Annotated in this window: 12 protein-coding genes; 6 read left to right on the top strand and 6 right to left on the bottom strand. The window is 40.1% G+C overall.

Features of this window, described 5'->3' with window-relative positions; genetic code table 11:
* Positions 1-38 precede the first annotated feature (38 nt).
* The 6 genes from Q0R88_RS04890 to Q0R88_RS04865 form a co-directional block, all read right to left on the bottom strand.
* Complete coding sequence (locus Q0R88_RS04890) at positions 39-578, bottom strand: transposase (protein WP_295713082.1); 540 nt, start codon at positions 576-578, stop codon at positions 39-41.
* Between the two features lie 69 nt (positions 579-647).
* Positions 648-2,012: an exonuclease domain-containing protein gene (locus Q0R88_RS04885; RefSeq protein ID WP_295713078.1), complete on the bottom strand. Its 1,365-nt coding sequence runs from the start codon at positions 2,010-2,012 to the stop codon at positions 648-650.
* Positions 2,013-2,434: 422 nt separating this feature from the next.
* A complete protein-coding gene (locus tag Q0R88_RS04880) occupies positions 2,435-3,172 on the bottom strand; it encodes an ABC transporter ATP-binding protein (protein ID WP_295713075.1) in 738 nt (245 codons plus the stop codon).
* Between the two features lie 104 nt (positions 3,173-3,276).
* Positions 3,277-3,567: an Asp-tRNA(Asn)/Glu-tRNA(Gln) amidotransferase subunit GatC gene (gatC, locus tag Q0R88_RS04875; RefSeq protein ID WP_295713072.1), complete on the bottom strand. Its 291-nt coding sequence runs from the start codon at positions 3,565-3,567 to the stop codon at positions 3,277-3,279.
* Positions 3,564-4,295, bottom strand: coding sequence for a lysophospholipid acyltransferase family protein (locus Q0R88_RS04870; protein ID WP_295713069.1), 732 nt, complete (start codon positions 4,293-4,295; stop codon positions 3,564-3,566). Before Q0R88_RS04870 ends, gatC begins: the two co-directional genes overlap by 4 nt.
* Positions 4,296-4,348: 53 nt before the next feature.
* Complete coding sequence (locus Q0R88_RS04865; RefSeq protein ID WP_295713066.1) at positions 4,349-5,083, bottom strand: lysophospholipid acyltransferase family protein; 735 nt, start codon at positions 5,081-5,083, stop codon at positions 4,349-4,351.
* Between the two features lie 39 nt (positions 5,084-5,122).
* On the opposite strand from Q0R88_RS04865, the gene trpS reads away from it, so the two are divergent.
* The 6 genes from trpS (at position 5,123) to Q0R88_RS04835 (ending at position 12,585) form a co-directional block, all read left to right on the top strand.
* Entirely contained in the window at positions 5,123-6,118 is a 996-nt protein-coding gene (gene trpS, locus Q0R88_RS04860) for a tryptophan--tRNA ligase (protein ID WP_295713063.1), read from the top strand.
* A 177-nt stretch (positions 6,119-6,295) separates the two neighbouring features.
* On the top strand, positions 6,296-6,910 hold the full coding sequence (locus Q0R88_RS04855; protein WP_295713061.1) for a deoxynucleoside kinase: 615 nt from the start codon (positions 6,296-6,298) through the stop codon (positions 6,908-6,910).
* 108 nt (positions 6,911-7,018) lie between these two features.
* Positions 7,019-7,753 (top strand): 3-deoxy-manno-octulosonate cytidylyltransferase, encoded by a 735-nt coding sequence (kdsB, locus tag Q0R88_RS04850; protein WP_295713058.1) that lies wholly within the window; start codon positions 7,019-7,021, stop codon positions 7,751-7,753.
* A gap of 350 nt (positions 7,754-8,103) precedes the next feature.
* Positions 8,104-9,240: an FIST N-terminal domain-containing protein gene (locus Q0R88_RS04845; RefSeq protein WP_295713056.1), complete on the top strand. Its 1,137-nt coding sequence runs from the start codon at positions 8,104-8,106 to the stop codon at positions 9,238-9,240.
* 2 nt (positions 9,241-9,242) lie between these two features.
* A complete protein-coding gene (locus Q0R88_RS04840; RefSeq protein WP_295713053.1) occupies positions 9,243-10,775 on the top strand; it encodes an ATP-binding protein in 1,533 nt (510 codons plus the stop codon).
* 199 nt (positions 10,776-10,974) lie between these two features.
* Entirely contained in the window at positions 10,975-12,585 is a 1,611-nt protein-coding gene (locus Q0R88_RS04835) for a CTP synthase (RefSeq protein WP_295713050.1), read from the top strand.
* The last annotated feature ends 7 nt before the right edge of the window (positions 12,586-12,592 follow it).

Here is a 12,592-nt window from a genome sequence, read left to right as displayed (position 1 = left end):
CTTCGTAAGTTTTTAGGTGGTTTCATGAGTCTGAAAAATCACAAGTACTTACGTATTTCTTCGTCATTTACAATTGTTTTATGGTGATCAATAAAGCTATCTAATCCACTAAACCAATCTAAGACTTCTTGTTTGCTAATTACAGTTTCTTTACTTGATAAGTAGGCAGGATACGACGAATATTTATAACTCCCCAAGTTTTTTTCAAGCTTAGCCACTATAGGGTTTTGATGAATATAAATTATGATTTTGGTAAAGTAACTATTAGAAGTAACTTCAGATACCTTATATCTTCCTTGAAATAAACTCCCAACCCGATTGTATTTTTTGTTTATCGCTTTTGAATATGAAATAAAGAAGTTTTTAATTCCCTTTTCAAAAAGGTCTTTATCAATTACTTTGATAAAAAAGTGAAAGTGGTTTGGCATTAAACAGTAGGCGTAAACTTCAACAAAAGGAAGGACGTGCTTTTTGAATTGATCAAGAAAGTAGATGTAGTTTTCATTTTCAAAAAAGACAAGCTCTTTGTTGTTGCCTCGGTTGTACAAATGGTAACAGGTATCAGGGTTGATCTTCACATGTAAGATTTGAAAAGTTTGTTAATCAAACTTACGAAGTTTTTAAAACTTCGTAAGTTATCTCTGCGCTTATGCAAACACCACCATCCTATCGGGGTACCGGGTAGCATAGCTGGATACAATATTCTTAATATAATCATTCCCAGGATAGGGGGTGAGGTGATTTTTCAATTGCTGTATATTATCCGCATCAAAATAATGGGATATATAACCCATACCGTAAAACTGGCCTTTCTCTACCAAAATGCAGCTATGCTCATCACCTGTACGGCCTTCATCTCGGATGGCATAAGTGGGTAACGCACGTTTTAGTTCATCAATGGCGTTGTTTACCTTAAGGTTATAATCATCAACGCTTTCAACTCCCTCGCAGGCGCATTCGGTTCCTGCAGCACCTGTACAAGGGTTATTGTTGGTTTGGATAAAGCAAAGTTTAGGGCATAAGCCAAAGGTTTCTATAAGCTTGTTAAGCAGGTTGTAGCCATCCAGCAATGAATTGCAGGTATAGATCACATCGCTAAATTTTCGGCGCTTGTCAACAGCTAAACGGATATAACCACGCTGATCTTCAAAAGCATATAAACAATAAGCGTTTTCAAAGCGCTTTAATGACCGGTTGTATTTTGGCCACAGGCGTTTTATCTCAATGGCCTCCAGCACAAAAGCAATCAGCTCGGTGCCGCAAACCTGGTGGCTTACCTGGTAAATGTTGCGCAAAAACTCCTGTCGCTGTAAACCCGGGTTATTACCGGTGAAATGACTGCTTACGCGTTTCTTTAGGTTTTTGGCTTTACCTACATAAATAACTTTGCCCTTTTGATCATGAAAGTAATATACCCCCGGCGAAAACGGTAACGCTTCCACATCTTTTTTAGGCAAGTTTGCAGGCAATACCTGTTCCTTGGAGTTTTGTTTAAGGGCCTGTTTAATATACCCGTCGGTATCACTTTTCAAGAGCAGTGTAAACAACTCCGAAGTGGCTTCGGCGTCTCCGGCTGCACGGTGGCGGCTTTCATTATCAATACCCAGGTGTTTACATAATCGCCCTAAACTATAAGAGGGAAGTCCCGGTAGTATTTTACGCCCGAGGCGTACCGTACATAGTTTATTACACTGCAAATCATACCCGGCAGCAGCTAAATGATAGCGTACAAAAGAATAATCGAAATTAACATTGTGGGCAACAAATATTTTGCCGTGGATAAGATGGTATACATCGGCAGCCACATCTTCAAAAGGTGGAGCATTTTGCACCATCTCATTGGTGATGCCTGTTAAAGCGCTGATATAGATAGGGATTTCCCGGTGAGGGTTTACAAGGGTCTCAAACCGCTTGATAACCTTTTTGCCATCATGTATGCATATAGCAATTTCTGTGATGCCATTAGCGCTGGCATGCCCCCCGGTAGTCTCAATATCAACAATTGCATACATATTTCAAATGTAATACAAGTTTGCTAACTATTTTAGTGTTTTTTTATTTTTTAGGAGGAAAAAAGCTCGTCATATGAGTTTAAAAATCCGTTTGGCATCTGATGGGGAAATGATGTTGTTAAAAGGCCTGTCATGCTGAGCCCCGTCGAAGCATAGTGGGCAAAAGCCTCTCCGCGCGAGTCTTCGACAGGCTCAGACTGACAGGCCTACCTATATCGAAACACAAACGTCATTAAGAGTGCCTTATGAAAAAAATATTGGTTTTAAGTTATTGATTATCAGTTGATTTTGTTATGTAGAGACGCATAGTCTCTCGCATGCAAATTCCACAAGCAAATCGACCTTGCAAATCCTGAATGTCCTGAGGGAGACGCAATTATGCGTCTCTACAGTAGTGCCGGTAAGATAATAATTAGTGAAATTTACACCTCCTCAACCCGCCTGCTAACCGTATGTATTTCTGGGTTTTGGTAATCTTTTTCAATCAAGCCATCGCGCATACGTACTATACGATGGGCGTGAAGGGCAATGTCCTCTTCGTGGGTTACTAATATAATGGTATTGCCTTTGGCGTGAATATCCTCTATCAACCCCATAATTTCGATGGAAGTTTTGGTGTCAAGGTTACCGGTAGGCTCATCGGCCAGGATGATAGAAGGGTTGTTAATCAACGCGCGGGCTACAGCAACACGCTGGCGCTGACCGCCCGAAAGCTCATTAGGTTTGTGATCTATACGGTTTCCTAAGCCAACGTTTTTTAGCGCGTTGGTAGCACGCTCTGTGCGTTTCTCTTTGTTAATGCCTGCATAAATGAGGGGTAACGCAACATTATCAAGGGCGGTATTACGGGGTAATAAGTTAAACGTCTGGAAAACAAAGCCAATCTCGGAGTTACGTACTTCGGCCAGTTCATTATCCGTCATATGGCTTACGTTTATGCCATTTAATATGTACTCACCTTTGGTTGGCGTATCTAAACAACCCAAAATATTCATCAGCGTAGATTTACCCGAACCAGAGGGGCCCATCAAAGCCACAAATTCACCTTTATTAATAGTTAACGAAACAGATTTAAGGGCGTGTATTACTTCGGTACCTATAACGTATTTACGTCCGATCTCGTTTATGGTAATTAAAGGCTTCTCGTTTAATGGCTCCATGAATGTTTTTTTATTTGGACAACAAGAGGGTAGGATTTGTTACAAAGGTGTAATTCAAAATTAAAAATTAAAATGTCCTTTATCCTTGTTCCAAAGTCCTTTATCTATTTCTCAATCACCTTTGCCACCAAAAAATAATCCTCGTCGTGTTTAGGTGCGTTTTTTAAGGCTTCTTCGTGCGTAATAGTTTGTTTCACCACATCTTCCCGTAAAATATTTGCTCCGTCGGTCATATATATAAGAGGCTCAACTCCGGTTGTATCAAGCTCGTTAAGTTTGGCCATAAAATCAAGAATTTTGCTCATATCCTTAATCATGTCCTTTTTTTCAGTTTCGCTGAGTTCTAAACGGGCCAGATGGGCAACCTTTTCAACTGTTTCTTTATCTATGTTCATGCAGTTTGTAGTTTCATTTTAATAATAGCGTGAACTTCATCACGCAGCGCATCGGCATCGTCCAATGTTAAATGGGCTGTTTCGATGGGTTTATGTACAAATATATTACAAATTCCTGGTCTGCTGCCAAGTTCTTTACCTGTATCCCAAAGTACCTCCCAGGTATCTACCGAGCTAATTGGCAAAATAGGCACCTTCATTTCAATAGCCAGGCGAAAGGGGCCGTTCTTAAACGAATTTAATTCGGGCGGGTAATCTTTCGGAATAGTAGCTTCGGGGAAAATAACCACGCTTACCCCGCTTTTTATCCGCTCGGCCGCTGCTTTAAACGCCCTGAAGGATGACATTTTGCTTTCCCGGTTAACAGTAATATCAATAGTACGAAAGAAATAGCCAAGCACATAGTTGGTTAATAATTCTTCCTTACCCATAAAGCAGATATTATTTTTCATGATGGTACTTACAGCAGATACATCAAGATTTGAGGTGTGATTACCACAAATTACATAAGTTTTTTTCCAGTCTACCGGTTCTTCAAAACTGGCGCTATAAAAAATACCTGATATGCTTGAGCTTAAAAATATAATGAGCCGCCTTACCTGGTTAATGTATTTATACCAGCTTTTTTGTTGCCTTAATAAGTATAATGCCGGGTAGCATAGTGTAAAAAAGAAAGCGATGCTATACCTGTAAAAATTGGTATGTATCCTTTTCAGTGTTAATTTCATGTTCACCAAATGTAAAAAAAATACTCGTTTTTGTACACGTTAAACATCGCTAACTAATTTGAGTGTTCCAGTTTATCCCGCATAATGGCATAAACTTTATGGCGCAGGGTATCGGCATCGGCTATGGTTAGGTTTGATGTATCGATGGGTGTATGAATATAAAAATTGCAAATGCCCGGTCTGCTGCCATATTGGGTGCCTGTATCCCATAATATTTTCCAGGTGTTTAATGAGCTTACCGGTATTATGGGTATTTTATTTTCGATAGCGAGCCGGAAAGGACCATTCTTAAATTCGCCCAATTGGGGTGGATAATTGTCTGCTATCATTCCTTCGGGAAATATCACCAATGATATGCCATTCTGTAATTTTTCGGCAGCTTTTTTAAATGCCCTGAAGGATGACATTTTGCTTTCTCTGTTAACCGGGATATCAACGGTGCGAAAGAACAGACCGGTTACCAGGCCCTCTTCCAATTCCTGTTTACCCAAAAAAGAGGAGTCATTTTTCACCAGGATACACATCGCCGATATATCCAGGTTTGATGTATGATTGGGACAAATAATATAGGTTTTGCTCCAATCAATAGGTTGCTCATATTGGAATTTATAAAATATACCTACCATTGCCGAGCTGATGAAACCCCAGGCCCCGCGCAGTTTATTGAGGGTATGGTAACGCGACGGATTTTTAGAACAATAATAAAAAAAAGGCCAAAATAAAAAGTAGGATAAAGCTACACTAATCACATATAAAAAGCGGTGTACTTTTTTCAATATCATTTTCATCGTCATCAAAAATAGAAAAATTCCTTACTTTCGCCCATTATGGAAACTGTTGTTAGTGGCATCCGTTCAACCGGAAATTTACACTTAGGAAATTATTACGGGGCATTGCAGAACTTTATAAAAATGCAGGATGAATTTAACTGTTATTTTTTTATTGCCGATCTGCATTCGTTAACCACACACCCTACACCTGCCGATTTGCATAGTAATGTAAAACAGGTTTTGGTGGAGTATCTTGCCGCGGGTATCGATCCCGAAAAAGCCACCATTTACGCACAATCAGATGTGCCCGAGGTTGCCGAACTATACCTTTATCTGAATATGAACGCCTATTTGGGCGAGTTGGAGCGCAGCACTTCATTTAAAGATAAAGTACGTGCCAGTCCCGAAAACGTGAATGCCGGTTTGCTTACTTACCCGGTGTTAATGGCTGCTGATATTCTCATCCATAAAGCTACCAAGGTACCCGTAGGGAAAGATCAGGAACAACACCTGGAAATGGCCCGTACCTTTGGTAATCGTTTTAACAGGCTATATAACCACGATTATTTTCCCGAGCCTTATGCCTTTAATTATAGCAGTAACCTGGTGAAAATTCCGGGGCTTGATGGAAAAGGTAAAATGGGTAAATCAGAAGGGGAGGGCAATGCCATTTTTCTTGGTGATACCCCGGAAGCCATTAAAAAGAAAGTAATGCGCGCGGTTACTGATGCCGGCCCAACAACAGAAAATCAAACCAAACCCCAGGAGATCCAAAACCTGTTCGACCTGATGAAAGTTGTTTCATCGGCAGATACATTGGCTCATTTTGATAATTTATACAACACGATGAATATCCGCTACGGCGACCTGAAAAAACAACTGGCCGAGGATATGATCATTGCCACAGCACCAATCAGGGATAGGATTAATGCCATTGCCGGTGATGCCGAATACTTGCGTAAAGTAGCCCAGTTAGGAGCCGATAAGGCTCGCGAAAGCGCTTCTAAAACGATTAGAGAAGTAAGGGAAATCATAGGGTTTAAGAAATTTTAAAAAACGTTTGAACCCGAATTAAAAGAATTAAAGAATTTTCGGAATTTATAACAGGAGCCCTTTCAGGGCTTTTTTTAACATTTAAAAGTTGAAATAATAAAGTTTCGGACCTTTAAAAATTCAAGTAATTCTGTAAATTCGACAAATTACGGTTCAGACAAAACAAATAAAATAAGCATGCACATAGCTATTGTAGGAAATATAGGCGCCGGTAAAACCACCTTAACTGAAATGCTGGCCCATAATTATGGTTGGGAACCACTTTTTGAAGCCGTAGATAATAATCCTTACCTGGAAGATTTTTATAGCGATATGAAACGCTGGAGCTTTAACCTGCAGATCTATTTCCTGAACAGCCGTTACCGCCAGATCATCGATATTCAAAAAAGCGGGCGTAATATTTTGCAGGATCGCACCATTTATGAGGATGCCTATATTTTTGCAGAAAACCTGCATGATATGGGGTTAATGACCACCCGCGATTACGAAAACTACGAATCCATATTTGATAACATAACCGAGTTTATTAAACCGCCCGATTTGCTGGTTTACCTCAAAGCATCAGTACCCACGCTGGTAAGCAATATTCAGCGCCGGGGACGGGAGTATGAAAGCGGTATTCGTTTAGATTACTTATCTAAACTGAACGAGAAGTACGAAAAATGGATAAAAAACTATAAGCTGGGTAAACTACTCATCCTTGATAAGGATAACCTTGACTTTGCTAATAATACAGAAGACATGGCTACTATTGTGCAATTGATTGAGCGCGAGATTAATGGTTTGTTTTAACATGGATTCGGGGTACGGGTTGTCTGTTGTGTGTTATGGATAATATAATAAAGTGTAAACTAATTATCTTTGATCCGTCAATTACAACTTAAATAGCTGCCACTAAAAATGAAAATATTAGGTATCATTCCCGCCCGTTATGCATCTTCCCGTTTCCCGGGTAAGCCATTGGTTGATATCGCCGGTAAAAGCATGATTCGGCGGGTATATGAGCAGGTTAAAAAATGTGATGACGTGGCCGAGGCTATCGTTGCAACAGATGATGACCGGATATTTGATCATGTGCAGGCCTTTGGCGGTGTGGCTGTAATGACGGCTGATGATCACCAGAGCGGAACCGACCGTTGCGCCGAAGTAGCCCGCCTGCATCCCGAATATGATGTGATCATTAATATCCAGGGTGATGAACCTTATATCAACCCCGAGCAAATTGCCAAACTGGCTGCTTGTTTTGCGGATGCCGATACACAGATAGCCACGCTGATAAAAAAGATCGTTACAAACGAAGAACTCTTTAACTACAACTCGCCCAAAGTAATCATCAATAAATTATCCGAAGCAATATATTTTTCACGGGCCACGTTACCTCATATTCGTGCCTGTGAGCCTAATAACTGGCTAAAATGCCACACTTATTTTAAACATATTGGCATTTACGGCTATCGCGCAGATGTGCTGCAGCAGATCACTAAACTCCCTGTATCTGGCCTGGAAAAAGCCGAAAGCCTGGAACAGCTGCGCTGGATTGAGAACGGATACCGTATTAAAGTGGCCGAAACCGAACTGGAAACACATTCGGTAGATGTGCCTGCTGATTTGGAAAAACTCCCGCTGCATTTATAAAATTAACATCCCCATAAACTTTTGGTCGTTAATTTCTGCTTAATTCTGGCTAAATAAGCCGGGGCTTGAAATAGTTTTTTCATATGCCGGGTTATGCTAATTTGCAAAAAGCATAAAAATTAAACCTTATTAAATAAATTTCGTAATAAAGTTAATAGATAATTTTTGATAATTATTGATTTATTAAAACAGGTAAAGTGCTCTGTTTAAACTATTACAATAAAAATACCTATCAATAATTAAAGAATTTTACACTAACAACAAACGTGTAATTTATTTGCTTTGCGGTAAATTAATTGCTTTTTAATTTATTACATTCACCTAGCCTTAAATAATAAACTGTTATAGTTATGCGCATAAGTCAGCTTCATTTTACAAGCAATGGCTGGACCAGCTATTTTGCAGCTCCCGGTTTTAATGCCGAAAAGAGCCAGTTGGTATTTGTTTTTGGTGCTCCCCAGTTAATTATAGTACCAGAAATTCATAATTATCTCAAAATAAATTACCCAATAGCCAACATTGTTTTCTCATCAACCTCAGGCGAGATCATGGGCAGCGAAGTGTATGACGATAGTATAGTTGCAACAGTCATTGAATTTGAAAAATCTGCTGTAGTTGCAACCGCTACACATATAAGTAAACATGCCAATAGCTATGAAACAGGCAAGTACCTTATGTCGCAGCTTGATAAAGAGCATCTGAATTGCGTTTTCATTATATCTGATGGCACTTATATTAACGGCAGTGAACTGGTTGTAGGTTTTAATGATGACAATCCGGGTAAGGTGCCTGTTACTGGTGGGCTTGCCGGCGATGCAGCCAGGTTTGCCAGTACCTATACTGGATTAAACGAGGTGCCTGCGCAGGGCAACGTTATAGCAGTTGGTTTTTACGGTGATAGTTTGTTGGTTAATCACGGCTCAAATGGTGGTTGGGAAGAATTTGGCCCGCAGCGCACGATTACTAAATCTGATAAAAATGTGTTGTTTGAGATTGATCACAAAAATGCCCTTGATTTATATAAGGAATATTTAGGCGAGTATGCTAAAGAACTTCCCGGTTCGGCATTGTTATTTCCCTTATCGTTAAGTATTAATGGTTCGGATAAAAAGCTGGTGCGTACCATTTTGAGTGTTAACGATGATGAAAAATCAATGACTTTTGCCGGTAACTTACCCGAAGGCAGCAAGGTGCGCCTTATGAAAGCCAATTTTACAAAATTAATCAACGCGTCATCGGCAGCGGCAACAGACGCTATTGATAGTTCGACCGAAACCGAACTTGCTATCATGGTAAGCTGCGTGGGGCGCAAACTGGTGCTCAATGAACGTACCGAAGAAGAACTGACAGCAGCCAAAGATATATTTGGAGACAATACCATTATTGCCGGCTTTTACTCCTATGGGGAGCTTTCGCCTTTGAACAAAGGTTCAAACTGCGAGCTACATAACCAAACCATGACCATTACTACCTTTACAGAGAAATAGTTATGGATTATCACCAACTGCTAAATAAACAAATCAAAAAACTGCTTCCTGCACAATACCCGGAGGATGATGCTGTTGTACAGTTTTTGAATGCCATAAATACGAGTTTTAACAACTTTGATAAATCAATAAAACTGGCCGATCACGCGTTCAATATCAGCGAACGCGAATACCTTTCGGTCACCGATAACCTGAAGGAGCAAAATGAGATCAAACAGCGATCTATTTCGCAATTAAAAGAGGCTATTAAAGCGCTCAACCCGGATGTTGAACTGAAACTTTCCGATTCTGACGATGATCTTATTCATATTATAAGCTTTTTGCAGGAGCGGATAACAAAAGCCAAGGAACTGGAGGTTGCCCTCATAACTTCCAAAGAATTTGCTGAGAAGGCTGCCATGGCCAAAGCGCAATTTTTATCTATCATGAGCCATGAGATACGCACACCGATGAACGCGGTGATTGGCTTTACTCATTTGCTTATTCACCAGGACCCGAAACCCGAGCAAAGGGAATTTTTAGGTTTCCTTAAATTTTCGGCAGAAAACCTGCTGGTACTCATTAATGATATCCTGGATTTTAGTAAAATAGAGGCAGGTAAGGTGGAGTTTGAACAAGTTGATTTCAGCATTACCGATCTTACAAAAAATATCAGGCTGGCCTTGCTTCAAAAGGCCAGCGAAAAAAATATCCCGATAAAATTGATGATGGATCAGGACCTGCCCAATGCAATTATTGGCGATCCGGTGCGTTTGGGGCAGATATTAACTAACCTGATAAGTAATGCTGTTAAATTTACACACCAGGGAAAGGTAACTGTTACCGCAACTTTGGCTTGCCGCGACGAGGATAATTCAACCATTGATTTTGAAATAACCGATACCGGGATAGGTATTATGCCCGATAAGATTGAGCATATTTTTGAAAGTTTTAGCCAGGCAAGTACTGATACTACCCGCAAATATGGAGGTACCGGGCTGGGGCTTACTATTACAAAGCGCCTTTTGCAATTGTTGGGCAGCGAAATTACAGTTATTAGCGAATTTGGTAAGGGATCTGTTTTTAAGTTCAGTCTGGTGTTTAAAAATAGTAAAAAACAATTGAGCAGCACTTCGGATAGCGACGAGTTTTACAGTTTAAAGAGCCTTAAGGGCACCAAATTGCTTATTGCCGAAGACAACCAGATAAACGTAATACTGGCTAAACATTTTATGAAACAATGGGACGTTGAATGTGATGTTGCCGAAAATGGCGAAATAGCTTTAATGCTGGTGCAAACCCATGATTACGGTATGGTTTTGATGGATCTTCAAATGCCAGAGATGGATGGCTACCAAACTACAACGGCCATACGCGAGCTTCCCGGCGAAAAATACAGGGATTTGCCAATTATAGCGCTCACAGCATCAGCCATGCTTGATATTCAGGATATGGCATTTACTGTTGGGATGAATGATTATGTGAGTAAACCCTTTAACCCAAATGAGCTTCACCGTAAAATTGCAAAGTACAGCCGACAAAAGGAAAACGTGTAGGTTTTTGTCATTTTTGTTTGTTGACTATTTGTAAGTATCTCATTTAAAGTATGTTGCAATCCTAAGAATAGGTGGGGAGCTTTTTACGGCCCATTTTTTCTCAACATGTAAAGCAAAGCCTGAAAATTTTCTTACTTTTGTATCCCGTACACAAACATTTGGTTTCGGCATAAAACCGCAGCCATTTTTCAAAAAAATCATGACTAAATATATTTTTGTTACGGGTGGCGTTACCTCGTCGTTAGGAAAAGGTATTATCTCCGCTTCATTAGCCAAACTACTTCAATCGCGCGGTTATCGTGTCACTATCCAAAAATTTGATCCCTATATCAATATCGATCCGGGAACACTTAACCCATATGAGCATGGTGAATGCTATGTGACCGAGGATGGTGCCGAAACAGATCTGGACCTTGGTCATTACGAACGTTTTTTAAATACCCCAACATCCAAAGCAAATAACATTACTACCGGTCGCATTTACCAAAATGTGATCAATAAAGAGCGTGAGGGAGCATTTTTAGGTAAAACCGTACAGGTAGTTCCTCACATTACTGACGAAATTAAACGCAACTTCCGCATATTGGGCGAGAGTGGCGAATATGATATTGTGATCACCGAATTAGGTGGTACCGTAGGTGACATTGAATCATTACCTTATATTGAAGCTGTACGTCAGTTTAGGTGGGAAACAGGTTCTGGTAACTCATTGGTAATTCACCTTACATTGGTTCCTTTCCTTGCAGCTGCAGGTGAATTGAAAACCAAACCGACACAGCACTCGGTAAAAATGCTTTTAGAATACGGTATTCAGCCAGATATTTTGGTTTGCCGTACAGAGCACCACCTTAATGCCGATATCCGCAAAAAAATTGCCCTGTTCTGTAATGTGAACATTAATGCGGTTATTGAATCAATTGATGCATCAACTATTTATGATGTGCCATTATTGATGCTGAAAGAGCAGCTTGACAAAACAGTGCTTACCAAACTAAAATTATCGCACAAAAACGAACCCAATCTTGATAGCTGGAAAGATTTCCTGGGCCGCTTAAAAAACCCAACTGCCGATGTACGCATTGCGCTGGTAGGTAAATATGTAGAGCTGCCCGATGCTTATAAATCTATTACAGAAGCCTTTATACATGCAGGTGCCAAAATGGAGTGTAAAGTAAGGGTTGAATATATTCCATCAGAAACATTAACACCAGAGAATGCTATTGAAAGGCTAAAAGGCATGCATGGCGTGCTGGTTGCTCCGGGCTTTGGCGAGCGTGGTTTTGAGGGTAAAATTCAGGCTATCCGGTACGTACGCGAAAACAATATTCCTTTCTTCGGTATTTGTTTAGGTATGCAATGTGCCGTTGTTGAATTTGGCCGTAACGTTTTAGGGCTTGATAAGGCAAGCAGTACAGAAATGAACCCTGAAACGGAATTTCCGGTTATAGGGATGATGGAAGATCAAAAAAACATCACAAACAAAGGTGGCACTATGCGTTTAGGCGCTTATCCATGTGATATTAAAAAGGGAACTAAAGCAGCGGTTATATATGGTAAAAATCATATATCAGAAAGGCATCGCCATCGTTATGAGTTTAATAATGAGTATCTTAAACAGTATGAAACAGCTGGCATGATACCATCAGGTATTAATCCGGAAAACGGCCTGGTTGAAATTGTAGAACTTAAAAATCACCCGTTTTTTGTAGGCTCGCAATTTCATCCCGAATTAAAATCAACAGTTGCAAATCCACACCCACTTTTTATTAACTTTGTCGCCGCTTCACTGGCTTATGCCCGTAAGAAATAAGTAATTG

The sequence above is a fragment of the Mucilaginibacter sp. genome (genome assembly GCF_025362475.1).
Taxonomy (GTDB): Bacteria; Bacteroidota; Bacteroidia; order Sphingobacteriales; family Sphingobacteriaceae; genus Mucilaginibacter.
The sequence above is the reverse complement of the archived record's forward strand: the minus strand, read 5'-3'. Positions and strand labels throughout refer to the sequence as shown.

Bases quoted from the DNA above. Each gene is read 5' to 3' on its own strand.
- Q0R88_RS04885 (WP_295713078.1), bottom strand. From the start codon at position 2,012: ATGTATGCAATTGTTGATATTGAGACTACCGGGGGGCATGCCAGCGCT.
- Q0R88_RS04880 (WP_295713075.1), bottom strand. From the start codon at position 3,172: ATGGAGCCATTAAACGAGAAGCCTTTAATTACCATAAACGAGATCGGA.
- gatC (WP_295713072.1), bottom strand. From the start codon at position 3,567: ATGAACATAGATAAAGAAACAGTTGAAAAGGTTGCCCATCTGGCCCGT.
- Q0R88_RS04870 (WP_295713069.1), bottom strand. From the start codon at position 4,295: ATGAAATTAACACTGAAAAGGATACATACCAATTTTTACAGGTATAGC.
- Q0R88_RS04865 (WP_295713066.1), bottom strand. From the start codon at position 5,083: ATGAAAATGATATTGAAAAAAGTACACCGCTTTTTATATGTGATTAGT.
- trpS (WP_295713063.1), top strand. From the start codon at position 5,123: ATGGAAACTGTTGTTAGTGGCATCCGTTCAACCGGAAATTTACACTTA.
- Q0R88_RS04855 (WP_295713061.1), top strand. From the start codon at position 6,296: ATGCACATAGCTATTGTAGGAAATATAGGCGCCGGTAAAACCACCTTA.
- kdsB (WP_295713058.1), top strand. From the start codon at position 7,019: ATGAAAATATTAGGTATCATTCCCGCCCGTTATGCATCTTCCCGTTTC.
- Q0R88_RS04845 (WP_295713056.1), top strand. From the start codon at position 8,104: ATGCGCATAAGTCAGCTTCATTTTACAAGCAATGGCTGGACCAGCTAT.
- Q0R88_RS04840 (WP_295713053.1), top strand. From the start codon at position 9,243: ATGGATTATCACCAACTGCTAAATAAACAAATCAAAAAACTGCTTCCT.
- Q0R88_RS04835 (WP_295713050.1), top strand. From the start codon at position 10,975: ATGACTAAATATATTTTTGTTACGGGTGGCGTTACCTCGTCGTTAGGA.